Annotated in this window: 24 protein-coding genes and 2 pseudogenes; 22 read left to right on the top strand and 4 right to left on the bottom strand. The window is 59.2% G+C overall.

The features are described 5' to 3' along the window. Window positions 1–190 precede the first annotated feature (190 nt). The 9 genes from BD293_RS20695 (at window position 191) to BD293_RS20655 (ending at window position 8095) form a co-directional block, all read left to right on the top strand. Window positions 191–706, top strand: a complete 516-nt coding sequence (locus BD293_RS20695) for an Hcp family type VI secretion system effector (RefSeq protein WP_142079274.1) — start codon at window positions 191–193, stop codon at window positions 704–706. A 219-nt stretch (window positions 707–925) separates the two neighbouring features. Further along, the gene (locus BD293_RS20690) at window positions 926–1216 is read left to right on the top strand and encodes a hypothetical protein (RefSeq protein WP_142085564.1); all 291 of its coding nucleotides are present in this window, start codon (window positions 926–928) and stop codon (window positions 1214–1216) included. Beyond that, the gene (locus BD293_RS20685) at window positions 1213–1944 is read left to right on the top strand and encodes a hypothetical protein (RefSeq protein WP_142085562.1); all 732 of its coding nucleotides are present in this window, start codon (window positions 1213–1215) and stop codon (window positions 1942–1944) included. Before BD293_RS20690 ends, BD293_RS20685 begins: the two co-directional genes overlap by 4 nt. Continuing rightward, window positions 1944–2381: a hypothetical protein gene (locus BD293_RS20680; protein ID WP_170207267.1), complete on the top strand. Its 438-nt coding sequence runs from the start codon at window positions 1944–1946 to the stop codon at window positions 2379–2381. The genes BD293_RS20685 and BD293_RS20680 overlap by 1 nt, the downstream gene beginning before the upstream one ends. A gap of 10 nt (window positions 2382–2391) precedes the next feature. Continuing rightward, the gene (locus BD293_RS20675) at window positions 2392–4602 is read left to right on the top strand and encodes a type VI secretion system Vgr family protein (protein ID WP_142085558.1); all 2211 of its coding nucleotides are present in this window, start codon (window positions 2392–2394) and stop codon (window positions 4600–4602) included. Window positions 4603–4612: 10 nt separating this feature from the next. Then, on the top strand, window positions 4613–5095 hold the full coding sequence (locus tag BD293_RS20670) for a DUF4150 domain-containing protein (protein ID WP_142085556.1): 483 nt from the start codon (window positions 4613–4615) through the stop codon (window positions 5093–5095). Between the two features lie 145 nt (window positions 5096–5240). Then, the gene (locus BD293_RS20665; RefSeq protein ID WP_142085554.1) at window positions 5241–6119 is read left to right on the top strand and encodes a hypothetical protein; all 879 of its coding nucleotides are present in this window, start codon (window positions 5241–5243) and stop codon (window positions 6117–6119) included. 21 nt (window positions 6120–6140) lie between these two features. Then, window positions 6141–7187 carry a hypothetical protein gene (locus tag BD293_RS20660; RefSeq protein WP_142085552.1) on the top strand — a complete coding sequence of 349 codons (1047 nt, stop codon included), beginning with the start codon at window positions 6141–6143 and terminating at the stop codon, window positions 7185–7187. Beyond that, entirely contained in the window at window positions 7187–8095 is a 909-nt protein-coding gene (locus BD293_RS20655; protein ID WP_142085550.1) for a DUF2169 family type VI secretion system accessory protein, read from the top strand. The genes BD293_RS20660 and BD293_RS20655 overlap by 1 nt, the downstream gene beginning before the upstream one ends. Window positions 8096–8350: 255 nt before the next feature. Here the strand turns inward: BD293_RS20655 and BD293_RS20650 are convergent, their stop codons facing one another. Further along, window positions 8351–9379 (bottom strand): IS110 family RNA-guided transposase, encoded by a 1029-nt coding sequence (locus BD293_RS20650; RefSeq protein WP_142085525.1) that lies wholly within the window; start codon window positions 9377–9379, stop codon window positions 8351–8353. Between the two features lie 89 nt (window positions 9380–9468). Between BD293_RS20650 and BD293_RS20645 the strand changes: the two genes are divergently transcribed. Together BD293_RS20645 and BD293_RS20640 are read left to right on the top strand one after the other, a co-directional pair. Then, entirely contained in the window at window positions 9469–9648 is a 180-nt protein-coding gene (locus tag BD293_RS20645; RefSeq protein ID WP_142085549.1) for a hypothetical protein, read from the top strand. A 135-nt stretch (window positions 9649–9783) separates the two neighbouring features. Continuing rightward, window positions 9784–10847 (top strand): IS630 family transposase gene (locus BD293_RS20640; protein WP_142079576.1). Its coding sequence is split into 2 segments (ribosomal slippage): window positions 9784–10269 and window positions 10272–10847, totalling 1062 coding nucleotides; the frame shifts between segments, so codons are not numbered across the junction. 117 nt (window positions 10848–10964) lie between these two features. On the opposite strand, the pseudogene BD293_RS20635 reads toward BD293_RS20640, so the two are convergent. Both BD293_RS20635 and BD293_RS20630 read right to left on the bottom strand, forming a co-directional pair. After that, window positions 10965–11654, bottom strand: a pseudogene (locus tag BD293_RS20635) (TrbL/VirB6 family protein); the annotation flags it as partial. 54 nt (window positions 11655–11708) lie between these two features. Further along, window positions 11709–12686 carry an IS5 family transposase gene (locus BD293_RS20630; protein WP_142085547.1) on the bottom strand — a complete coding sequence of 326 codons (978 nt, stop codon included), beginning with the start codon at window positions 12684–12686 and terminating at the stop codon, window positions 11709–11711. Window positions 12687–12756: 70 nt separating this feature from the next. Here BD293_RS20630 and BD293_RS23385 point away from each other — a divergent pair. The 10 genes and pseudogenes from BD293_RS23385 to BD293_RS20585 form a co-directional block, all read left to right on the top strand. Next, a pseudogene (locus tag BD293_RS23385) lies at window positions 12757–12846 on the top strand (recombinase family protein); the annotation flags it as partial. A gap of 9 nt (window positions 12847–12855) precedes the next feature. After that, window positions 12856–13011 (top strand): helix-turn-helix domain-containing protein, encoded by a 156-nt coding sequence (locus BD293_RS23250; protein ID WP_170207266.1) that lies wholly within the window; start codon window positions 12856–12858, stop codon window positions 13009–13011. A gap of 683 nt (window positions 13012–13694) precedes the next feature. Then, window positions 13695–15713: a hypothetical protein gene (locus BD293_RS20620; protein WP_142085543.1), complete on the top strand. Its 2019-nt coding sequence runs from the start codon at window positions 13695–13697 to the stop codon at window positions 15711–15713. A 106-nt stretch (window positions 15714–15819) separates the two neighbouring features. Beyond that, the gene (locus BD293_RS20615) at window positions 15820–16536 is read left to right on the top strand and encodes a hypothetical protein (protein ID WP_142085541.1); all 717 of its coding nucleotides are present in this window, start codon (window positions 15820–15822) and stop codon (window positions 16534–16536) included. A 591-nt stretch (window positions 16537–17127) separates the two neighbouring features. Further along, window positions 17128–17736, top strand: a complete 609-nt coding sequence (locus tag BD293_RS20610; protein WP_142085539.1) for a hypothetical protein — start codon at window positions 17128–17130, stop codon at window positions 17734–17736. A 34-nt stretch (window positions 17737–17770) separates the two neighbouring features. Further along, window positions 17771–19348, top strand: coding sequence for a hypothetical protein (locus BD293_RS23245; protein ID WP_246086426.1), 1578 nt, complete (start codon window positions 17771–17773; stop codon window positions 19346–19348). Window positions 19349–20335: 987 nt separating this feature from the next. Next, window positions 20336–21295 carry a radical SAM protein gene (locus BD293_RS20600; protein WP_246086425.1) on the top strand — a complete coding sequence of 320 codons (960 nt, stop codon included), beginning with the start codon at window positions 20336–20338 and terminating at the stop codon, window positions 21293–21295. Further along, window positions 21286–21876: a 3'-5' exonuclease gene (locus BD293_RS20595; protein WP_142085533.1), complete on the top strand. Its 591-nt coding sequence runs from the start codon at window positions 21286–21288 to the stop codon at window positions 21874–21876. Before BD293_RS20600 ends, BD293_RS20595 begins: the two co-directional genes overlap by 10 nt. After that, the gene (locus BD293_RS20590; protein ID WP_142085531.1) at window positions 21873–22454 is read left to right on the top strand and encodes an AAA family ATPase; all 582 of its coding nucleotides are present in this window, start codon (window positions 21873–21875) and stop codon (window positions 22452–22454) included. Before BD293_RS20595 ends, BD293_RS20590 begins: the two co-directional genes overlap by 4 nt. Before the next feature lie 97 nt (window positions 22455–22551). Then, window positions 22552–22923: a hypothetical protein gene (locus BD293_RS20585; protein ID WP_142085529.1), complete on the top strand. Its 372-nt coding sequence runs from the start codon at window positions 22552–22554 to the stop codon at window positions 22921–22923. 94 nt (window positions 22924–23017) lie between these two features. Here the strand turns inward: BD293_RS20585 and BD293_RS20580 are convergent, their stop codons facing one another. Then, complete coding sequence (locus tag BD293_RS20580) at window positions 23018–23503, bottom strand: hypothetical protein (protein WP_211841099.1); 486 nt, start codon at window positions 23501–23503, stop codon at window positions 23018–23020. Between the two features lie 52 nt (window positions 23504–23555). Between BD293_RS20580 and BD293_RS20575 the strand changes: the two genes are divergently transcribed. Further along, a complete protein-coding gene (locus BD293_RS20575; RefSeq protein WP_142085525.1) occupies window positions 23556–24584 on the top strand; it encodes an IS110 family RNA-guided transposase in 1029 nt (342 codons plus the stop codon). Window positions 24585–24643 lie beyond the last annotated feature (59 nt).

Raw genomic sequence — 24643 nt, 5'->3', positions numbered from 1 at the left:
TCGGGCGGATTTTCGCCCGACCAAGCGGTCGAAAGTTTTGCAATATCGTTTTATTACAGCCGCTTACAGGATGTGCATTTTTTTGAAGATTTTTGTTGATTTTGCTCAAACTTCTGCACGACCGTTTTGGCTCAGCGTGCATCCAAACCCGCGATGCGACTGATGTAGCGTGTTTATAAGGAGACTTCCCATGCCAATGCCGGCGTATCTGACCATTGAAGGCGAAACCCAGGGCCTGATCACCCAAGGGGCGACCACATTTGATTCCATCACCAATGAATGGCAAGCAGGCCATGAAGACGAGATCATGGTGCAGGCGTTCTCACATGCGGTGATCACACCGCGCGACCCGCAGTCGGGCTCACCCACGGGCACCCGCATCCACCAGCCCTTTACCTTTACTTGCACGCTGAACAAATCGGTGCCGCTTTTGTACAACGCGCTGGTCACCGGCGAATTGCTCACCAAGGTCGAGCTGAAATGGTACCGCACCCAGGCATCCGAGCAGGTGCATTTCTTCACCACCGCGCTGGAAGAGGCTTTGATCGTCGATATCAATTGCGACATGCCACATTGCAAGGACATGACCTCCAAGGATTACACCCAGCTTGTGCAGGTCAAGATGACCTACCGCAAGATCATGTGGGATCATGTGGTCGCGGGCACATCCGGCTCTGATGACTGGCGCAATCCGATCCAGGCCTGATCCATTAGCCCCGGGGCCACGCGCGGGCATGCAGCCCAACTGCGCGGCCTCGGGGGCACAAAAGTGTCTGTAACGAGTGCCGCCCGATTACACGGGCGGCTGGGTACCCCTTCAGCCCTGTCCGTATTTCAGGCAGGGCTGAAGGATTATCTTACTTAAACCGGCCCCAATCCCTGCCAGATGGGATATTGCGGGCCCGTCTGCATTTGGAAGCGCGCCATGTTCAAACTCGAGATCACAGATGACCGCAGCCCCGAGCGGCGCAAGCCTGATCCGGTGGTCGCGCGTGAGGGGGTGTTCTCTCTGATCGAGCCCGAGGCGTTAAGCCCCGTTGAAGCCGCCCGCCCCGAGACCCTTGCCGTAGCCGCCACCAAACGCAACGCCCGCCCCGCCCGATACTGGCTGCCCGAAGATATCCTTAAATACGTAACCCGCATCTACGCTCGCTTCTCAAACCCGTTCCGTCCCAAACGTCAGGATAACCGCGACCGTACAGGCGGCCGCAAATGACATCTCTGTGGTGTGCCCTCCCTTTAACAAGCTGTGCGCGCGATGACCGCCACGCCTTTGACAGGGTGATCGAGGCGCTGCGTGCGGATTTCACAGGCGTGGCAGCCATGACCGTCAACGATGCGCATGTCCGGCGGCTTTATCAGCAAGAGGTGACACGCCTTGCCCGCGCATTGGAGCAAGACGCCATCGCAGGGCGATTGAGCTGGCAGGCAGCAGCGCAGCGGGCGCAAGCCCTGCGTAATGATGTCATGTCGTTGATGCGCGGGCGCACCTCGCCTGTCGGGCGGGCTTTGGCCGAATATATGAAGCGTAACGGTCTGACCCGCGAAACATTGCTGGCGCGGTATAGTGAACGCCTGTTTGGTCGGGGCGCATCCTTCACAAGCCTTGATGCCGCACAGCAGGCGCGTGTCCATGCCGAGATTGTTGCAGCGGCGGGTCGTGCCAATCCGCAGGTCAACGCCATGCTCGCGCGCTGGTCACAGATCGGTCGCGGTGTGATTGTGGTGTCTCTGGCGATCTCGGTCTATACTGTTGTTGTGGATGATGCCCCCGGAAAGGCCGCGCTGCGCGAAGGGGCGCTCTTGGGAGCTGGCATTGGCGGCGGGGTCGCCGGTGGCGCGGCGGCGGGGCTGTTATGTGGCCCGGGCGCGCCGCTTTGCGTGACTGTCGGGGCGTTTGTGGGCGGAGCTCTCGCGGCCTTTGGCGTGGGGGCGATGTTTTGATGCGCGATGTTACGCCGAATTTCTGGCTGGATCAGTCAGATGGGGATGAGGATACGCCCGCGATCCTGCGCAGCACGATGACCGCCATCGATCTGCCCATAACGGGACGCTACATCGACCAAGTTTGGCAGCTGGGCAACGCGCAGGAATATCTGGCCTTCGTCACCCATGGTGTGTTGCACGAAGAGCAGCTGAGCCTGTTATTGATTGGTGAGAGCAGGCTGCAAGAGCAGATTGACATTTCACAGCCCCTCGCCGGGACGCCGCCGAAAATTTCTGCCTCGGTGACACAGGATCATGCGTTGGAATTCCAATTTCCGGCGGACCGTAAATGGCGCCTGAAGGTGCGGGCGCTTCCGGCCTGGCACTGGCCTTTGCAGAGCCCCCTGATTACTCGTCAGCCCAGATGGCGCGGACGGCTAAAATTGACAGCATAGAGGAGATTTCATGAGCTTATTTGAGCAGCTTTCCAGCCTTGCGCAGCGGTTTCTGGATCAGGATCAGGATCTGGCCTTCGGGTTTGAAGCGGCGGCGGGGCGGTTCACGGTTGTGGGGTTCTCGGTGCAAGAGGCGATCAACACGCCCTTCGAGATCGTTGTGGATCTGGCCTCATTGGACCCTGATATCGATCTGGCAGCCCTGCTGGATGCGCCGGCCTGTCTGGGATTGTATAGCAAATACCAGGCCCCGCGTCATTTCCACGGGATTGTCACAGATGCCATGCGCGGCGATAGCGGGTACCGGCGCACCTTTTATACGCTGGTGCTGCGCCCGAGCCTGTCGCGGCTCGATCATGGCTCGGATTGGCGCATCTGGCAGGATATGACCGTGCCCGAAGTGGCCGCGCAATTGCTGTCCGAACAGGGCGTCACGGATGTGGATTGGCGGCTGGCTGAGACCTATCTGCCGCGCGAATATCTGACCCAGGCGGGCGAGACCAACCGCGCGTTCCTGGAGCGCATTCTGGCCGAGGAAGGGATTTTCTACGCCTTCGCCCATTCGCCCGACGGCCATAAGCTGATCGTGACCGATGCGCCGCTGGCCATGCCGATGATCGCCGATCCGGTGCTGGCCTATAATGCCAATCCCGGCGGGCAGTCGCGCGGGGTCTGGGTCAGCCGCTTCAGTCAGACCGAGCGGCTGCGCGCCTCGCATTATGCGATGGAGGATTACACGTTCCACAACCCCCCCGCCGGGATGGGCACGCTGGCCGTGGGCGAGCGGCTGGACGGGCTGAAAGGGCGCTACGAGCATTTCGCCTATCCGGGCCGCTACAAAGACCCCGCCAGCGTGGGCAACCGCTTCACCCGCCACAGGATCGAGGCTGAGCGGGTCGATGCCACCACTGGCGCGGGTGAGACGAATTGCCTGCATTTGAACGCAGCCTTCCAGATGACGCTGGCCGCCCATACTGACCCGCGCGCCAATAGCCGCCACCGGCTGCTGGCCGTGTCGCATTCGGGCCAGCAATCCGCCGCGCTGGAAGAAGACGCAGGCGACGCGCCCACGACCTATTCCGCCAGCTTCGTCACCAAGCCCGGACATCTGCCCTATCGCCCCGCAGTGCCGCGCAAACCGGTGGTGGACGGGCCGCAAATGGCCGTGGTCACCGGCCCCCCCGGAGAAGAGATTTATTGTGACAATTTTGGCCGCGTGAAGGTCCAATTCGAATGGAATCGCCACACACCTGCCGACGAGCACTCCAGCTGCTGGATCCGCGTCAGCCAGAACTGGGGCGGAGGCGGCTGGGGCCATATGGCCATCCCGCGCATTGGCCAGGAAGTCATCGTGGATTTCTTCGACGGGGATGCCGACCAACCCATCATCACCGGCCGTACCTACAACGCCCGCAACCGCCCTCCTTACAAACTGCCCGAACACAAGACCAAAATGGTGATCCGCTCCGATACCCATAAAGGCAGCGGATTCAACGAGCTCAGCTTCGAGGATGAGGCCGGGCGCGAAAACATCGCCCTGCACGCGCAAAAAGACCAGACGCTGAAGGTTCTCAACAACCGAATGAAACGTATCGACAATGATCAGATCGAAAGCGTCGGCAGCAATAAAGCCATCGAAGTAGGAAGCAATCATCAGGAGAAGATCGGCGGCAGTATGAACCTGTCGGTCGGCGGCGGCCCCCTGGGCCTGTTCGGCCTGCTGGGCGCGGTGGCGGCGGCCGGTGGTCAGGACGCATTGGCTGGGTCAGAAGCGGTCGGTAATCCGATCATCTCGAAGTTCGTCGGGGCTCTGGCCGCAGCAGGGGCCGCCGCCGAAGTCGCCACGCTGGGCGGCAATGCCGGATTCTCCGGGGCGGGCGGGAACCGGCGCGAAGCCGGGGCGGCGCAAAGCTCTGCCGGGTCGACCCTTGGATCCCTGCTGTCTTCGGTCATGCCGATGTCGGGCATCAAGACAACCATGGTCGAGAAGCTCGTCTCGGACACCATCGGCCTTGCGCGCACCGAGCAGATCGGCGCCTACAAGAACACCAGTGTGGGCCACACGATGACCGTGCATGTCGGCAAGGAGTTCATCATCAACGTCGGCAAATCCAAGTTCGTGATGGATAGCGACGGCAATGTCACGATCATCGGCACCAAGTTCAACTTTGCCGCCTCTGGCCATGTCCAGATCAACGGCAAAATCATTGATCTGAACTGAGGGCACAACGATGAGCACCCCCAAGGAAGGTAGCCGCGATATTGGCGACGGGATCATCATCTCGCTGTCGCCCGATGTCTGCCTGACGCCGGTTGGCAGCAGCACGGTTCCGGTGCCCTATTCGGTCTTCGCCTATCAGTCAGACGACGCCAATACCGCCGCAACCGTGCGCATGACCGGCAAGCGCGCGCATAACATGGGGTCGGTCGTGACCGCGACCAAGGGCGACGGGCCGGGAACGTCGGGGGGGGTAGTCTCGGGCACCGTGGGCGCGGCTTGCCACCCCAAAGGGCATTCCTCATCCGTCAATATCCAGGGGAAACCCGCAATTATGAATGGTGATGAATGGTACATGAACAACAAGAATACCGTCGGCAAACTGACCTATGTTCTGAACACCGAAACTTTTGAGGCCACGCCTGCCGTCGCGTTGTTTTTGAAACAATCCTCCGAACAAGGCAGCTTGCCGGAAGATGGTGATGCGCATGGTTGATGCCGCAATTCCTCGTCCTGCCAGGATTCCCTACCCTTCCATTGCTGAAATTCGCGATGCAATAAGTAACTATAATCGTATAGCGCGGACACCAAGTATCGGTCGGCTTTCAAGCTTGGCGGGTCGTTTGACCGGTGCAATAGGCATGACCCTGATCCCGAATCCTGCGGGCCAAAATTCTGATCTTGCAGACCCGTTTCAATGGCTTTCGACCGGGCAGCTTAACTGGGCGACAAGCGTGGCAGAGTCATTGGGCCTTTCCGGGCTCGCCCTTCAGCAGGGAATGGCGCAGATGCAACGCCACCTCGGCGATGCGCTTGGGCTGGAACAATCGCGGCAGATTGCCGAAGGTTTGTTGCAACAACAGCTGGAGTTTCAGGGCCTTCCATCACCAGAAGCACAAGCAGAAGCCAAGCGGCAGCTGGATGAGCTTCTTGCTAGGCCGAAGCCAGAACCTGAGAAAAAGCCTGGACCACCCGGACCACCAGTGGTGCCAGGGCCCGGTCCGCAAATTACGGAACGCAAAAAGGATGACCCCTGCGAAGTTGGCCCCTATTCGCGAATGTCGCGCAAATGCGCGGCACGCGGAGGGCAGGCGCATCATATCGTGCCTGATTTCACCTTGCGCGCCGGGCCCCGCCCAGCCCTCTCTGCGCTCGATCCAACCCGCCTGCCCAATGCGCCAACACTTGCGCAAGGGATGGCGATTTGTTTGACTGGGCATGCGCGCGCAACGGATCGTACTGGAGAGCACTATGCCGCGCATAGGGTTACTGATCTGGCGATAGCCGAAGCCGGTCTAGCAAACACCGCCCTCCCCGGAACGGCGACTTGGGAAGATGTTCGCAAAGCCTCGCTTGCCGGCATCAAAGCTGCCAAGCGAGACTGCTTGCCTGCAGCAACGGCCGCGATTGATGCGCAGTTTGCTGGTATGCCGGGCAATCAAGCCTTGCGCGCGGTGATAGACTACCGGACGTTGCCACAGGGAACGAGAGATTTGTTGCAAGCCGGGCACCGATTGTAATGCTGCCGAAAGGAAAATGAGATGAGAAAGAAGAAAAAGCTGAGCTTTTACACCGGGGCGGCGCTGAGCGCGGACAGCTTCGCCACTTTGGCAACCTTCGATGGCCGCGGGCATCCGGCAGAGCCGGGCGGGGATTTCAGCTTTGATACCTTTGATCGCAAGACTGGCATGTGGCGGCATGTGAGTGATGGAAAGGATCACGGCGAGGATATCGCAGCGTGGAGCCCCGGGGGGCGCCCTCAGGCTGCTGCGATTAATCGCCTTGGCGGTGTTCTATTCGATGATCTTCCCATTCGGCTGGAACAGCCTTATCCGGACGCAAGAAGCCGTGGAGCCGCGATTGGTGTAATCAACAACCGGCTTTATGCCATCGGAGATGGCGGTCATTTCTTCTGGCGTGACGCAGACACCGGCTGGACCGTCCTCGACCCTGAATTCTTCAAGGCTGATGCGTTTTCAATGTCGATAAGCAAGCTACAGAGAAAACTCGGGGGGCTGTCTCCAGACATCTCTTTCAGAGATCTCCCGTTCGAAGAGGAGCTTAGGATCTCCGACATATATGACGAATACACCGCCACCTTCTACACGATCACCGGCACCGGGCATGACAACTTGTATCTCGCCGGGCCCGATGGTCGGATGCTGCATTTCGACGGCCAGCGCATCAGCAAGCTCGACAGCGGTGTGAAAAACCCGCTGACCAGCGCGCGCATCGCGTCCGATGGCACGGTCTATGTCTGCGGTGCAAGGGGCGGATCGGTCATTCTTGCGGGCGACAGGAATCGGGGCTTTGCACCTGTGCTTCAGATGCCGGAAAGCCGGTTCTATCCCTATAAAATGGCCTTCCTCGGCCCTGACCTTTATATCGCCGATGTGTCGGAAAAGACCGGCGGGCTTTACAAGCTGACAGATGGCCAATTGACCAGGGTATTGGTGCCCGGCGCCGCCGATCCCGTCCCGGTCTGGCAGGTGGACGTGGCAGACGGAGTTCTCTGGGCGCTGGAGGCAAAGGCGCTGAACCGGTTCGACGGCACGACCTGGGACCGTTTCGAAAGCCCGTTTGTCTGATGCTGACCGACAACGCCACCCCCTTTTCCGCGATCGGCTTTGAACAATGGCACCGCGACGGGCCGACGATGGCGGTGGTTGCGGTGCGGGGCAGCTTTCTGGTCGGGCCGGGTGGCGCGCTGGAACTGGCCGAGACCCAGCAGATCGTTCTGGCCGATGAATTCGCGGGTGATCCGCAGAAGTCACCTCTGGTGCGGCTGTCCGATCTGGTGCCCTTCAAGCCCGGAACGGATGTCACATTCCTCGGTTCGGCCCATGCCCCACAGGGGCAGCCCTTGGCCTCGATCTCTGCGGCCCTGAGCATCGCAGGGCGTCGGGTGGAGATTTGCGCGACCGGACCGCGCCAGTGGCGCGCTGTGCAAGACAGCTGGATCCTGTCCGAGCCGGAACCGGTAGATGTCGTTCCGGTTTGTTACACTCTGGCCAGCGGCGGGCGGATCATCGGCGATCCGGAGGGGACGGTCGATCCGCGCAACCCCATCGGCCCGGGCCTGATTGATCCGGATGTCACCCCGAGGAACCGGGACTTTCCTGCCCCGCGTCTCTTCAACAGCCGCGATCCCCTGCATGACGATTTCGCCCGGCCGCCCCGGCCAGCCGGGCTTGGCCCGATGGCCCCCTGGTGGGCCGCGCGGCAGAACCATGCCGGAACCTATGACGATGCGTGGAAGGACAAGACCCACCCGCGGTTGCCGGCTGACTTTGACTACCGCTTTTACAATTGCGCCCATCCCTATCTGATCTTGCCCGGCCATTTGTCGGGTGGCGCGCTGCTGGAACTGGAAAACCTCAGCCCCGCGGGGCGGGAACACATTGTCCTGCCCGCCGAGGTGCCTGTCGCGCGCTTCAGCTATACCGATGGCCGCGAGGTCGAGGTCGCGTTGAACTTCTTTGGTTGCCGCCCGTGATGCAAGAGTCTTTTGACCGTTTCTGAGCGTGTGATCGATTGCGTGCTTCTTTCAGGCCTATTCTGAGCGGCGTTTCCAGAAGCCGCGGCCGGTATGGTGATCAGCGGATAGGGTCCAAATCTTGGGGAAGCGCTTTTGGCGCAAAGTTCAACTATGGTTTTCCCAATCCAGATCTATTCGATCGTTGCGCCCATTCAGGTCATTGCACTCTCACACTCCCCTTGGCACCGACGCTTGCAGGTTAAGACATGACACTCATGCCGCGCCCACCAGCGCCGGATCTCTGTAATCCTCATTCTTCGTCAGCATCGCCCAAATCTGGCGAGCCATCTTGTTCGCCAGCGTGATGCCCACCAGCATCTTCGGCTTCATGGCCACTTTCCGGCCGAGCCAGCTGTCATCTGGAATCGTATGACGCGCCCGACCAATGATCCGCGACATCGCCCCGATGATCAGAAGCCGTCGGATATCGACCTGGCCCATCTTGGATAACTTGCCCAATCTGCTCTTGCCACCAGTTGATTTTTGCAAAGGCACCAACCCCAGCCAGGCCGCGAAATCCCGCCCGCAGGAGAACTGCGCCATATCCGGCGCAAACGCCTCCATCGCCAGCGCAGTCATCGGGCCGACCCCTGGCATCGTTTGCAGACGCCGCGCCACGGCGCTTTCTTTCGCGAGTTGCCTGATCAACTTGTCCTTCGCTGTGATGCGTTCTGTCTTCTCAGCAATTTGCGCCAGCAGGTCCTGGCACTCCGTTACGACAAGAGCAGGAAGGTCGCACTCAGGCGCCTCCAACAGTTCGGCGATCCGTTTCACATGGCCAAATCCCACAGGGAATGTGTGCCCGTATTCATAGAGCGTTGAGCGCAAAGCGTTCACCAGCTCAGTGCGCTGATTTACAAGTCGTTCGCGCGCCCGAAATACGACCGCGCGTGCCTGCTGCTGTTCACTCTTCACCGTCGTGAAGTGCATCTCGGGACGCTGCGCCGCCACCACGATCGCCTCTGCGTCATTCCGGTCATTTTTATGGCGTTTTACAAACGGCTTTACGTACTGCGCCGGGATGATCCGCGCCTCGTGGCCCAGCTCCATCATTTGCCGCGCCCAGTAATGCGCGCTCCCACAGGCTTCAAAGACCACAACGCAATTCGGCGCGTCCGCCATGTAGCGCCGAAACTGCAATGGCGTCAGCTTCTTGCGATCTCTCACATGCCCTGTCATCGACGCGACGTGCAGATGAAAAACTCGCTTTGCCAAATCTACCCCGATCATTGTATCGTACATCTCGCCGTCCTTCTCTATTTCTGTGGTCTATAACACCACTCATGTTGGCACTTTGATGCCTCTCGGGGAAGGGCGGCAACCATACCATCTTGGACGGGGTCCATCTGGATTTCCGCGATGAAACCCGACGGATGGATCTGACCTGGCGTGGCTGGATCGATACGTGTCCATCCTTCTATCGGGCTGACCTGAAGCTGATGACCCGTGCCGAGATTGAGGAGGCCAAACTCCCGCAGGTCTGCGAGGAAGGATTGAAAGAGCGCGACTGACGGTCTTGTTGTGCAGCCCCTGGCGGGCGAGTTATACCAAGTCTCGCGAAATCTGACTCTTCTGAGGGTTTTGGGATTCCCAAATCTATGAAGATCTGACTCAATGGCGTCAGATTTTCTGGGGAGGGCCTCTCTATGGGCGCAGCGCTCGCGTTACGGACAGACTACGACGGCATGAAGTTGAGAGAACTTGCGCGAAAGACAAAGGATGCCAACCAAGCCCGCAGGCTTTTGGCGCTGGCGGAGATCTATGATGGCGGTCGGCGCAGCGATGCTGCTCGGATTGGTGGTGTTGGCCTACAAATTGTCCGTGACTGGGTGGAGCGGTTTAATGCCCGCGGGCCTGACGGCTTGATCAACGGCAAAGCTCCTGGTCAGCAGTCTAAGCTTAACGATGAGCAGCGCAGGGCGCTTGCTGCAATTGTTGAGAGCGGTCCGACCTTATCGGTCCATGGGGTCGTCCGCTGGCGCCTGAGTGATCTGAGGAAATGGATTGCAGACACATTTGGGATTTCACTTCACGAGACGTCGATAAGCCGGGAACTCAGGGCGCTTGGTTATGTCAAACTCACAGCACGCCCGCGCCATCACGCGCAAGATACAGCCGCACTGGAGGACTTTAAAAAAAAGGGTTTGCAGCCGCAGTAGCAAAGCTCCGCGCACGGCTCCTGCAAGGCACTGTGATCGAAGTCTGGTTCCAAGATGAAGCGCGTGTCGGCCAGAAAAACAAGATCACGCGCCGATGGGCGAAGCGCGGTACGCGACCTTCCGCCCCACATGATCAGCGCACGAGTTCAAGCTACATCTTTGGAGCGATTTGCCCAGCCCTCGGGAAAGCTGCAGGTCTTGTGCTGCCAGCGTGCAATACCGAAGCGATGGCCCTGCATCTTGCTGAAATCTCCCAAACTGTCGCACCCAAAGCACATGGGGCTGTGCTCGTGGATCAAGCCGCATGGCACATGACTGACAAGCTGGTCATTCCGGACAACATCACCATCATCCCGATCCCCGCAAAATGCCCAGAACTCAATCCAGTCGAAAACATCTGGCAATTCATGCGAGACAACTGGCTATCAAACCTCATCTTCGAAACCTATGAAGACATCGTAGATCATTGCTGCAAGGCTTGGAACAAATTGGTCAGCATGCCCGACACAATCACCTCCATTGGAACCCGCGACTGGGCTCAAGAGTTCTGATCAATGCTGATTGGTATTACTCTATGAAAACCGCAAGCATCATAGGTGCCTACCACGATTGCTGAATGACCGCTTCGGTGACGTCAGTTCGACAGGCTGAACGTCGGCAAAGGGCCGTCACCGTCGCCCAAGCCGTCCCAGTCTCGCCAGCTGTGCCAGCATCTGCGACCCCGTTCCTGGCGCGCTTGGCCCACCAACTGAGCCTGTCTGCCCCATGCCTTGCCTCACGGGCATTTGCTGCACGCCAAAGAACTGCCGCGCCCGGATGGCTGCGTATTCTGCGCCACTGGCCCCGCCGATCAGGTAGCGGTTGTAGGCTTGCTGGCTTCCCATGGCGGCGCGGGCGAAGCTGTATCCGCCGCCGAGACCGCCGGAGAGGGCGGGCATCATGATGTTGCCGGAGATCGCGCGGACGATGAAGGGTGTTGCGATGATAAAGCCCTTGGCCATGAGGACCATCATAAAGAAGGGTATGAGCGCGCCGATGTTGGAGGCGCCTTCAGGATCGCCAAGCTCGCCGATGAGAGCCGATGCAACCCCGGTGATCGTCGCGAAGACTCCCGCGATGACGATGGGATAGAGCGCAAACGAGATCAGCGCGGAGAGCCAGCGCGCAAAGTAATCCTTGGTCACCTCGAACAGGGTCAGGAAGATCATCACCGGAGCGATCCCGATCAGGAGCGCGATCATCAGGCGGGAAGCCACGAGGATGAAGGCGGCCAACCCGCCGAGGATCGAGAGCAGAAGCACACCGACGATGTCGAGCATGGCACCGGCCATCCAGTTCAACTCGGATCCAGCGGCATGGCCTTGTTGCACGGACCTATGATGGTTTGAGTTTGCCCTTACCCGCTCATTTGGTCAAGCGACGACTTCGAACTTGGCACGGCCAAGTTCGGTCATCTTGTTCAGAATGTGGGTGCCGATCTTGGCTTCTGTTTTCTGGTTGGGAAAGCTGCGCGCTTTCAGTTTGGGGCCGATGACTATCTTCCAGCGACCCATTTGTGTTTCACCGCGGCTGCGCTGATTGTATCCGCTGCTCACCTGCCAGGCCATACGCCCGCCTGTGCGTATTGCGGCAATGCGCTGGTCGCGCAGCGTTGGATTGCCCACAGCCTCGGCGCTGAGAACTGCAGTCTTGGGAGGCGGAATAGTGATCTCGACATCAACCCCAAACAGCTTCACGAGCAAGTCGCTGGTCGGGTCGCCGTCATAGGCGCCGTCGGCGATGAAGCGTGTCACGTCCCCGTCAATCTGATCCAGAAGCTCTGGCAAGGCGGTCGGATCACCCACATCATCGGTGGTCAGTTCAGAGCAGGCAATTTCGCCGGTGACAAGGTCCAGCCCAAGATGCAGCTTGCGCCAGGATTTGCGTTTGGCCTTTGTTTTGTGCTTGTTTTCCAGCCACTCGCCTTCGCCAAATATCTTCAGGCCCGTGCTATCTACGACAAGATGAATCGGGCCATCCGTCGACGCGCGCGCTTTCATCGGCAAGATCAAACCGGCCCCGCGACGTGACAGGGTCGAGTAGTCGGGCACCAGCAAATCCAGCCCCATGAGCTTCACAAGGCTGCCTACAAACCCTTCGGTCTGGCGCAGCGGCTGGTTGTAAACGATGCCAAGTGTCAGGCAGGTCACAATAGACAGGTCAGAATAAACTGGCTGGCCACCCCGTGTCTTGCGGCGCTCTGCACGCCATGCAGCTTCAACCTCGGGGCTTAGCCAAATTGTTACATCGCCCCGCCGACGCAGGCTTTCGTTATAGCCAGCCCAGTTCGTAATGCGGTACCGCTTCTTCTCGAACTTGTGCCGGCGGCCGTCATTGAATTTATGCGGCATCAACGCTATCCAATCGATCAGGGAAACGGCCTCCTAACAGAAACCGTAGGATCCATGCAACAACGCCGGAAAGTTCCTACTCACTGTTTTTGCTGGACTTTCTGAGCTTGAACGCAACATCATCAATGAGCGTACCGAGGAAGGGCGGGCCTCCGCCAAAAAGCGGGGCGTGAAGTTCGGACGCAAGCTGAAGCTGACACCACATCAACAAGATCAGGTCAGAGCCATGCTCAAAGACGGTCAGCCCATCCGGGCCATCGACCGCCACTTCAACGTCGGCGTCGCTACAATCGACCGCATCAAGCGTAAAACCGAGCTCTCATGAAAATGTGGCCGTTTTTGACCACCTTCGTGCGTACAGGGCCTCGTTGCCGAGCTGCCCAGGTGCGGGCGATAGCCCGCACCCAGGGCAGAGAGGAAACGGTGAGGTCTCCAGCTGGAGACCCTTCTTTTGGTTTTCCGCGTTTCGCGGAGTCGTTGGGTGCGCCGGGGTTCCCCGGCGCACCCAACCCGTCGCCACCGACTGTCGAGGGGCGAAAAGGCCCTGCGCTGATAAGCGTTTAGCGCGTTCAGCAGGGGGTACTTCCTATGAGGCACGGGGTTCGTACCCCCTGGGAAGGGTCAAGATCGGTCTGGATCGATGGGTGGTTGCCGGACTGGGCTCATAGGATACCGGTATTGCACAAGTACTTACACATTTATGAAACGGGTTGCGAAAAAGTAAGCCAAGAAAGCTACTTACCATGGTTATGTTAGGACTCAAAATCCCCAGGCTTCGGCCGTGTGGGTTCGAGTCCCACTGCGGGCACCAGCGGCTGCACGGACGGGCCGTGGCACGCCTCTCTCGCGCGTCTTGCGCATTCTGTGGGACGGAGGCAACCCGCCGGGCGCCCGCTCCATGCCGGCACCCGTGCGGGAAGAGACATTCGGCCGCAGGGCAACCAAAACGGCTATTGCGGATATTCGGGAGTTTCTTCTATCATCCCGTGATGTTGTATAGGGGCTGGAATGACACAGACGGATGGGTGGGGGCGAAACAATGTCGCCTGGCAGAAAGATATCGTCGGCACCTCGATCAAGCCCCACGTCATCGAAACCCGGGCGCACTACGCGCGGGCCGAGGCGCTGAAATCGTTCTTCGCCGCAAAGAGCGCAACCGATTTCTATTTCGAAGAGGTGCTGAACAGCTTCATAGCGCTGGCTCAATATCCCCTGAATTTCGCGGTCTTCCGGCAAAACCCGAACGGCTCCCTCTCGCTAGTGGTCCATTTCTGCTCGGACAAGCGTCACGAGGCGGCTTTCGTCGAGACTCTGGAGAATCTGAAGCCCTGCACCGAACCGGGGCCGAACCAGAACGTTTTCCGGCTCTTCCCGCACGTCCTTGACAATCCGGCGTACCATGTAGCGGTCTTCCACATGGAAACGAAATCCTCGAGCTTTCGCCTGGTTCCGGCTTCTATGTCGGTCTTTCCAGTCTGGACCAGGGACGATGCGGCGTTTCGGGCGGATCCCCCGTTGATCGACACGCCGGAGCGCTACATCGCAAGCTGCGCGGACTATTTCTTTCAGTTCAAGTGGGACGTATTCGGGCAGGAGTTCGTGCATGGCGCCGGCTCATACCTGAAGACATCTCTCGAACGGCTCCAAAACGAGCAGAAGACTTGGGCGCAACGCAACGCGGAACTGGAACGCGTTTTGGAAGCGATCGGCGGGCGCGCTGGACGCGGCGAGGCCGATACGTGGAAGACGGAACTCGAACGTACCTTCGGCTCGGTGCTCCTAAACAGCACTGCCGGGATCGATCTGGCCTCGAAAATGATGCGTACTGCGGACTGCCAGAAGCCCAAGAGCCTGCAAACGCTACCAAACATGTTCGTGGCCTTCCGGGTGTTCTGCCGCAAGCCCGGAGATTACCGGCACGACATCGACGGCAGCGGCTACCTCTACGACACCTCCATTCTGGTTCCACACCAGATCAGGCACACTTTTTCCACTGTGCTCAATACGCTCAAAGCGGCCGGATGCGAGGCCGGCGATAGCAGGGCGAGCGATTTTGCCAAGGCCTTCGAAGGCCCGAACAGGTCGCGGCGGCTGTTTCGCAACATCGTCGATACCGGCGGCGAGAGCTTTGCCAATCCCAAGGTCCTCGCCGTGATCGACCAGGAATTCTGGCGGATAATCAAAGCCAAGGGTGGTCTTGGAAAATGCATCAATATCCTCGCCTCCTGGGTCGGGAGCGAGGCCCGGAGCCTTGTCGACCCAGTCTACCACACCGGCCTGATCCACACCAACCCGCTGTTCCAGGGCGGCGGGCTCGACCGCCTGGGCGACCTCGACGACCTGGATATCCAGAACTGGGAGGATATTCCCGAGCCCCTGCGCCACGACGCGCTCCGGGTCGCGATCTTCTACTACATGCTGAGCGAAACGGTGGGATGGGGCGATAAGGGCAAACCCTTCGATCCCGAACGTCTGGTCGCCATCCTTGTGCCGATTAAGATGCGGGGGGCGGTCTGGGGAGTCTCGATCCACGGTGCCTATGCCCCGCCGCGCGATCTGACCTTCACCGATGAGCGCTACTGGCAGGCATACTTCAAGTTCGCGACCGACCACCGGCACAAGAACTACCAGCTCTTCGACCGCTATCTCTGGGTACTGGCGCAGGAAAAGGTCTCGGACCTGTTCAAGGAACATTACTTAACGAAAGAAGGCCGCATCGATCCGCATACGGCGATCAACAAGATCAACAGAGGCCTGCTCGGGATTGAGACCTTTTCCCCCTTCGGCTTCCCCACATTCTCGGTGACCACGGCGAAACGCCCCGACGACAACAGTGTGGAAGTCAACCCGGAGCAGAAGAACTCCCAGGCATGGATTTCATGGGCGATCCAAGATAACCGGCTGTTCATGGCGCACCAGCCCTGGGACGGGAAGTCTTCGCGATCGTTCCAGGATGTGGTGAAACACGGCGCATTGCGCTCGTTACACGGCTACGCTTTGCGCGAAAAGGAGCTCAAAAGGAGATGAGCCATTGCCAAAGCGAGCTCAAGGGAGCATTAAGGTCTCGTTCTTCGAATCCTTGGGGCGGAATACGCCACGCCGGGGTGAATGATTCTATCGCGAGAGGACCGACATGCCGAATCCAGACCTTGCCGTGCCATCGGCCAAAACGCAGGAAACGAGGGAGGGCGAGGTAGGCGCGGATGCGGATCGGGACGAGGGGCTAACGCGCAACCGGGATCGGGACCGGGCGCTGCGGGCCGTCGAAGACCTGATGAGCTTTGGCCAAGATATCGGTAACGAGGTCAGCCGCCTCATTTCGACCGTCGAAATGATGCATATGAGTGCCTCGGTGCTGCGCGAGCTCAACATCATGTTAAGCACCCTGAGCACCATGCGGTTGACCGACGATGAAATGCGAACCCTCAACATCATCATCAGCGCGGTGAACACGGCGCGGCTGAGCGGCACGAACGGTGATCTGCTGTCGCAGCTCGGAACTGTGATCTCGGAGCTTGTCGGCACGAACGCTAACGACAGGGCCGCCGCCGCCCACGGGCCGGAAGGCGTGCCGCTGCTGGAAACCGCGCCGCGGCATACCTACCGCGGCGTTCGCAAGGACGGCGACCCTTATGCATTCCTGCTCAGAACCTACGGGCCGTGGCTGCAGCGGGGTATGGAATGCCTCGACCGGCCGACGCTGAATGACCTCGACCCGGTGCTGCTCAAGGCGCTCCAGCAGCGCTTCGCCCGCAGCAAGGAGCCGGACCTGCCGGCGCTGTCGGAGATATTCCCCTCCAAGCACGAGGCCGAACGCAACCGTTTGAAATACATGTACCAGGCGGCCTGACCCGCCCCCGAGTTTCTTCCACACATCGGGCGAGCTGCCGCGCCGAATCCGGTGCGGTGGCCTGGTGGCGCCCTGCCGGCCAGCATGCATTTGCACGGACCTGCCGGGTCCCCGCGTGAGTCGGGCCGGCGCGCGATGCTGTGTCCCACGCAATGCGAGCCGAATTTACCCCCTCTTGCCAAAATTGCGCGTGTCGCTTGCCTGTGGATGCGGCGCCGGGACTTACGATGGCTGCATTTGAGACCTCGAATGAGGAAAGAATACGAACAATAGGGTGGAGAGGTCTGATGTGCAGTCTCACAGCCTGAGGCTGACCCGGAGCAGGTGTGCTTTCGGGACGGGTCTCCGCAGCGCGCCCCGCAAATTTGCGTAAGGACCGTCTATATCCTTGGAATATCAAGCCGAAACAGGGGCCATGAGAGACAGAATTTGTCAAAAATAATGGATTTACCATCATTCAGCTTCAGTACGTACTCATTCGCAACTTTAATGTTGCTTTTTTACTTAAATCATACGTAACATAGATCATTCGTGTCTCGGGGGCGAGTCGGGTTGATTGGCAGCCAAGCGGCCCCGAAGGGAGTGGTGCCCATGTCCAACGGCGACCTGAAAATCCACATGATCGAGCCGGGGGCGATCGCCGCCCTTGGGGATGCCCCCGCCTTGGCGACCACTAGCGCCACGAAACTGACCCGCGTAGACCTTCGCCGACCCGAGGTCCAATCCGAGGATCCGGTGCTGGCGACCGCCACGATGCGCTACTGGTTTCCCGAACCGCCCGCGCCGGGGGGGCGGGAGCCGGAAACGGAGCCGGCGCAGCAGCGTCCGGAACCGGAACGAGCGAAATGGTTCGACCGGCTCAGCCACATGGCGGCAAAAGTGTTGCCTATCTTCGCGGTGCTGGCGCCAACGACTGTCGTCCTCATCGTCAGTTTTTACTACATCGACTGGCGGACGCGCTGGATCGTGAGTCTGCAGACCCACGGTGCCAATGCGCCGCATTTCGAGTTGAAATGCAACCTTCTGGAAATGCAGGCTTCTCTCACCGGGGATGACCGGCTGCAGGAACAACTGGCCGCGTTCCGCTGCCCGGGTGCCTATTCGAGCGGTCGTCCGCTCGAACCCGCGCGCACCTCTTCGCGGCCATTCCACATCGCCACCCCCGGTCCCCACGAAAACGCCGATTCGGCCGAGCGGTAGTGCGCCGCCACCCCATGTCACAAGGAGTACCCCTATGAGTCTTGCCCCCAAATCCCGGGCCATCGGCCCCCGCAGCAGCATCGCTGCCCGCATTCCGAGTATCATCTTCTGGTCCTTCTCGACGGCGCTCACCGGCTCCGGTGTCTTTTTCTCGCTGCGCCCGTCGATGCCTGACACCGTTTCGGCCCTTGCCATCGCGCTGGTGACGACGAGCGCGCTGACCTTCGGCGCTTTCAACCTCTTCCACTACGCCGGCGCCCAAGCGGGTAAGACCGAGAAGCCCGGCGCCGGGCTGGCGAGCCATGTTGACATCGACGTTAAGCCGCGTTTCCGCGAACTGGCGCTCGCCGCTGGCCTCGCCGTGATCCTGCTGTCGAGTTGGTTCTCGTTCAGCTCAATGGTGTACATGCGCTTCGGCCCGGAGCTACAACGCGCCATGAACGACGAGGTGCAGGCGCCGCTGATCGCACCGATCCGTGACCTCGAAGCATCGTTCGCGAAGATCGAGATCGATGCCCGGCGGCTGGCCGACGTGGCGGGCGCGCGCTCGGCGGTCGAGGCGCGCGTCGGTGGGCAATGCGTCGACAGCCGCCCGGGCAACGGCCCTATCGCGGCGCTAATCGCGAGCCACGCAACCGCCACCGCCGCGATCGCCGCAGATGCGGCCACCCTCCGCCAGCAGGCCGGCCAGGCGCTCCGAGCCATTCGCGGCGCGAGCGAACAGGCCGCGGTCGACGGCGCCTACCAAATCGCGCAGGGTGTCCTTTCCGACCCGGCGCGGCTGTCGATCTTGGCCTCCGCCGAGGCGCTCGAGGCCGGCTACAATGGCGGCGGGTTCGTTCAGGACGGCCGGCAGATACTCTGCCCGCGCGGTGCCCCGACGATGGTGCCCGTGCTCGACACCCTGCTTGACTCGGCACGGGCCAATGTCGCGTTGCCGGTCTCGCCGCCGGTGTTCCGCCAGGCCTCGCTCGTCGATTCCGCGATGTGGCAGTTCCGTTCGGCGCTGAGTTTCGGGGCCAACCGCATTCCCGACGTCGGCGGATGGTATTTGCTGCTGTTCGGCCTCGTGGCGCTGGCGCTCGACATGTCCGGCGCCGCCACCGCCCACCTCGCGGGGCGGCTGCGTGGCGGCAACCTGACTGCGGACGAGATCGGCCAACTCGAGACCACCGAGGCGATAATGGAGAACTTCATCTGGGATACGCCGGAGAGCTACCGGCGCAACGGGTCCGGCAATGTCGTCGAGGCGTTCTTCAACTCGGTGCTGGTCATCCCGACCGAGGAGGATAGCCGCGAGACCGCCGAGATCATCAGCGCCCTGCGCCGTTTCGCCTCGGCCTACAACCTGCGCGCCGACGTGACCCGGACCGCGCGCCTGCTCGCCGACCTGCCCGACCAGATGCGCTATCTTCAGCGCCGCATGCGCCGTCGCGGCTTTGACGGCGAGCTGATCGACATCTACACCGCATCGCTGGAGGACTGGGAGCTGATCGAGCGGCATCGGCGCGAACTGCGCAAGATCTTCGGACGGGCGGCGCGGATCGAGACGCAGCGGTTCGACCTCGCGCCACAGCCGGACAACGTGATGAGCCTGCACGCCCACGGCTGAACGCCACCGGCGCCGACAGGAGCAGCGGCCGGCCAAACCGACGGCGAGCGCCCTGGCCGCTCATAGCCCTCCGCCACCAGCGTGAACCAGGCGGGGCGGGCATTGGCGGCGATCTCGCGCGCCTCCGCGGGATGGCTGCGCGCCAAGTCGAGGCGCTCTTCGTCATCTGTCGCTTCCGGAGCGAGCGGCACGTAGTGCTCCCAGGGGCGGAACACCGAGTTGTAGAAGTTCCCAGCCGTCTTACTCCTTCAGCACCAGCGCGCCGAGGTTGGTGGCGATGAGGAAATTGTAACCAGTGTCGTTGCCGGCTAGGGAGAGGATGTAGCGGTGGCGCGCGAATCAGTCCTTGGCCGCCCGCACGGTGAGGCCCCATCGGAAGGTTTCTTCGTAAAACCAAGTTAACAAGGAACTTTTAGCGAACTCTTTTCAGGGAGAACGCGAAATACATGAAACTTATCAACACTTTATTCCATCACGGCGATAATGGAGGATTTCCAGGAGTTGAGTCCGCGACTCTGCCAGTCCACAAAACGCTCGCTTTAGAGGCGGCTGCCTCGGAAGCGGGCTGCGCCCTAGAAAAGGCCCTCATGGCGTCCCTAAAACCGTCTCTATTTCCTCAGCGTCCCAAAATTCATCGCCGCCGTTTGATGGACGTGCCCCCAAAAGCGATGTTTCTTATATGTTCTCCCTTAGCGTGGTTTTACGAAGAAACCTTCCGATGGGGCCTATCAGACTGAACTGGCCGATGGGGATTGTCTGTCTCCGTCAACCACAGGACTCCCAAAGCCCTTCCAAACAGACTAGGCGGTCAGAGCCTTTATGGAGTAATTATTCAATATGAGTAAAATTAGGATCGCAGGCCCGAACCTGCCTGAGCAGCTCAAGCAGGTTGTGGACTACAGAAAGTCCGGCTTGAGCCTCAATCACGTGGTCGGATGTCCCTTAGATTGCGGCTACTGTGTTCGGCACCTTTTCGGCAACTTTGACATGAAGAAGCCGCATCTGGTGATGCCCGACGAGCAAGCGGTCGATGCATTGATTTCTCACTGGGCGTTCCGAGCCGGTACAACGCCGATACAGATATTTAACCGCGCAACTGATCCCTTTCTTCCTGGAGTCAAGGATCACCTGTTCGCGTGCCTCGAGGAGCTTGACCGACGCGGGTTCAGCAATCCCGTTTTGGTAATCACCCGATGGCATGTCCTGCCAGACGATGTCGAGCGGATGAATGGCCTGAAAAATATCAAGCTAACCGTGCTGGTCACATGGTCCGGCATTGACGACAAACGTATAGAGCCCGTCGACAGCGCGATTGCCGAGGCATCGATCCGAACCTTGGCACTGCATGCCAAACGCCTGCGCTGCATTCTCTATTGGAGACCAATAATTGCAGGCGTGAATGATGGCCCGGACAATCTCGCCCGAGCAAAAGAACTCGCTGGAGTAGCTCATGCTACTGTTTTTACAGGTCTGTTCTACCGCGAGGAAATCAGGAGCTACTTTGCTTCGATAGGTGTGCCTGATTTATATGACGATGCCGCACGGAGAAAGATCCTGCCGGAGCAAGTGGAGGCAAATATTCTCGAAGCTTTCGACGGGACGCCAATCTTCCGAAAGACCTCATGCGGCGTGGCGTATGTGCACGGCGTAGCAGACTACAACGGTCACTTTGGGATCCGCGAGATCTGCGACATTTGTCCTTTGCATCAGCGTGAAATTTGCGCTGCCGCTCACAAAACACCATCCGCCGATGTTGTTGCGAGATTGGCCGACGCGGTGGGATTAGACGCCGCTACTGTGACTATCGATGGGCGGCGGGTCGAGGTCGCGGGAAGCGCTGAACAGCAGAGGTATTTCATGCAGCATACTTTGAACTACCAGGTGCATGACCGCGCTCAACCGCATCATTATGGCCGACACGGAAAGGCTGACTTGGGATGGACCTAGCTCTGGAAAGATTCTGGGTTATGGATGTCGAGGGAAATGGTGCATCACCACCGGAGATCGTGGAGATCGCGCTGGTGGGTTTAGCCCATCTAGAGTTACAGTCCAAGCAGATGGAATGGCTCGTTCGTCCCCAAGTGCCCATCTCCCCGGCCGTGACACGTATTCACGGGATCACTGACAGCGATGTGGCCGACGCCCCCGACATTGACGACATCGCCGATGATGTAATGACTTGGACAGACGGAGCCCGCATCATTGGGCACAACGTCAGAGTCGAGCTGGACGCCATTTCAAACGCGATTCCAGACTGGCAGCCAGCAATGGCCATCGATACATTGAAGTTGGCGAAGTCGGTTTGTCCAGGCCTACAGTCGTACGGCCTCGAGAAACTGGGTCAACATTTCGAACTTACAGAGCAGGCTTCACGGATAAGCGGGAAGAAACATCATTCTGCGCTTTACGACTCTGTCCTCACCGCCTTGCTATTCATTGAGCTGGTGACGTCACTTCCAGAAGAACGAAGGAATTCGGTACTAATTGACTGCGATCTGTTGAACCCATCGCAAGGAAGTCTGTTATGATGAAAAGGCCATTCAAAATAGGAGTTGCCGGTACCCATTCGACAGGCAAATCCACTCTCGTTTCACTGGTTCGACGTGCATTCGAACGCGAAGGTCTGAGAGTTGGGCAAGTTGAAGATTTGGCAACGCGTGCGCGAGACTTAGGTTTCCCAATCTTGATGCATCATACTTATGAGAGTACGTTGTGGATCATGGCCGAATGCATGCGGCAAGAAGCTGAGCTGGCACTGTCGAGCGACGTTATAATCGTAGATCGCCCTGTTCCTGATGCACTCGGGTATTTGTGGGCGGCCTTGGACTTATCCGGGCGTTCGGAGGATCCTCGTCGTTTGCAGGAGCTTGAAGCGATTGCTGTGGCGCATGTGGGCGACTACGACCTGTTGGTTTTGACAGTGCTCGACATTTCGCTTCCGCTTGGGCCGGGTCGCGATAGTGGCACGATGTTTCGTCAGGCAGCGGCAGACAAAGTGAGCGGCATTATGGACCGCTACGCTCCGAAGGCGATCAAAATGACCTCCAAAAATTCAACCGGCGTGGCAGAAGCACTGGTCCGCGCATGCCTTGAGGCCCGCCACTGAATTTCTGCGCTTGACGGCGAATCCGGACAGCGGCTTCTTGATTGATATCATGCATACATATGATAATGTTCTGTATCATACATAAGATGAGGAAATCGTGGGAAAACTGAGCTGGAACAAGTTTACGGCCGACCATCCGACCGCGCCCGCCTTTACGACGACTGTAAGCTCGTCCCTACCCAAAGCTGCGCCATTCTTCGATAGGGATGGGAACAAGCTCCCCACCCCTTATGGTCTTCTGGTCGAATGGCTAAAGGCTAATCTTGCTGGCGACTGGACTAGTATGACCAAAAACCGCTTGGTCATTGTCAAGGCTGTAGAACATACGGACGCTGCAATGATCATGAAGCGGTTTCCCGCAATCGGTGCAGCGAAGAAGACTTCCGCTTCAGCCAGCACAAGTCAAATCAATTACACGGATCATGATTATGGAAAGTTAGCGGTCGAGATGGGGTACAAGCTGTCATGACCGGAGGCGGACTTGTAATCCCTTCGCCAAATTTGACGGTGATTGTCCCAAAATCCCCCGCGCATATTGCAAAAGGCTGACCGAAAACCACGGCTTAAGGCGTAGATTCCACCACTTCGTTGCCTCCCACCAACCGCAAGATGATCGTCCGTGAGCTGAGGACGGGCGTCCCACTGGAATAAGAGACGTGCTTGCCTTCTTCAAATCGGTGTTGTGTCGCGCCTGAAAACGCCTCCAGAGGCAGAGGAAACCGCGCGCGGGGGTTGTGAAATACCTGCAGTTCATCCGACCAGCGTTCGCCACTGTCTGCAACCACCTCCTCGCTGAACAGAGTTCCAATCACCGCGTTGGGATTGGGATCAAGACGGAAGCCCATACGCATATATTTGTGATCGTCGGGAGAGTAGCCAGCATCGACACCCATCCTGTCGAACTTCGCGAGCGTTCCAGCATTCGAAAACACCACAGCTGATATGTTTTCGGCCCCCTCAAGATCAAAGAAGCCTGTTTCAATTGTTTTGGTTTTGTAAATGTGCCCGTCAAGATGGTATGGTTGCCGCCCTTCCCCGAGAGGCATCAAAGTGCCAACATGAGTGGTGTTATAGACCACAGAAATAGAGAAGGACGGCGAGATGTACGATACAATGATCGGGGTAGATTTGGCAAAGCGAGTTTTTCATCTGCACGTCGCGTCGATGACAGGGCATGTGAGAGATCGCAAGAAGCTGACGCCATTGCAGTTTCGGCGCTACATGGCGGACGCGCCGAATTGCGTTGTGGTCTTTGAAGCCTGTGGGAGCGCGCATTACTGGGCGCGGCAAATGATGGAGCTGGGCCACGAGGCGCGGATCATCCCGGCGCAGTACGTAAAGCCGTTTGTAAAACGCCATAAAAATGACCGGAATGACGCAGAGGCGATCGTGGTGGCGGCGCAGCGTCCCGAGATGCACTTCACGACGGTGAAGAGTGAACAGCAGCAGGCACGCGCGGTCGTATTTCGGGCGCGCGAACGACTTGTAAATCAGCGCACTGAGCTGGTGAACGCTTTGCGCTCAACGCTCTATGAATACGGGCACACATTCCCTGTGGGATTTGGCCATGTGAAACGGATCGCCGAACTGTTGGAGGCGCCTGAGTGCGACCTTCCTGCTCTTGTCGTAACGGAGTGCCAGGACCTGCTGGCGCAAATTGCTGAGAAGACAGAACGCATCACAGCGAAGGACAAGTTGATCAGGCAACTCGCGAAAGAAAGCGCCGTGGCGCGGCGTCTGCAAACGATGCCAGGGGTCGGCCCGATGACTGCGCTGGCGATGGAGGCGTTTGCGCCGGATATGGCGCAGTTCTCCTGCGGGCGGGATTTCGCGGCCTGGCTGGGGTTGGTGCCTTTGCAAAAATCAACTGGTGGCAAGAGCAGATTGGGCAAGTTATCCAAGATGGGCCAGGTCGATATCCGACGGCTTCTGATCATCGGGGCGATGTCGCGGATCATTGGTCGGGCGCGTCATACGATTCCAGATGACAGCTGGCTCGGCCGGAAAGTGGCCATGAAGCCGAAGATGCTGGTGGGCATCACGCTGGCGAACAAGATGGCTCGCCAGATTTGGGCGATGCTGACGAAGAATGAGGATTACAGAGATCCGGCGCTGGTGGGCGCGGCATGAGTGTCATGTCTTAACCTGCAAGCGTCGGTGCCAAGGGGAGTGTGAGAGTGCAATGACCT

Origin of the sequence: Roseinatronobacter monicus (assembly GCF_006716865.1) — a bacterium.
In the GTDB taxonomy this organism is placed as follows: Bacteria; Pseudomonadota; Alphaproteobacteria; order Rhodobacterales; family Rhodobacteraceae; genus Roseinatronobacter; species Roseinatronobacter monicus.
The sequence above is the reverse complement of the archived record's forward strand: the minus strand, read 5'-3'. Positions and strand labels throughout refer to the sequence as shown.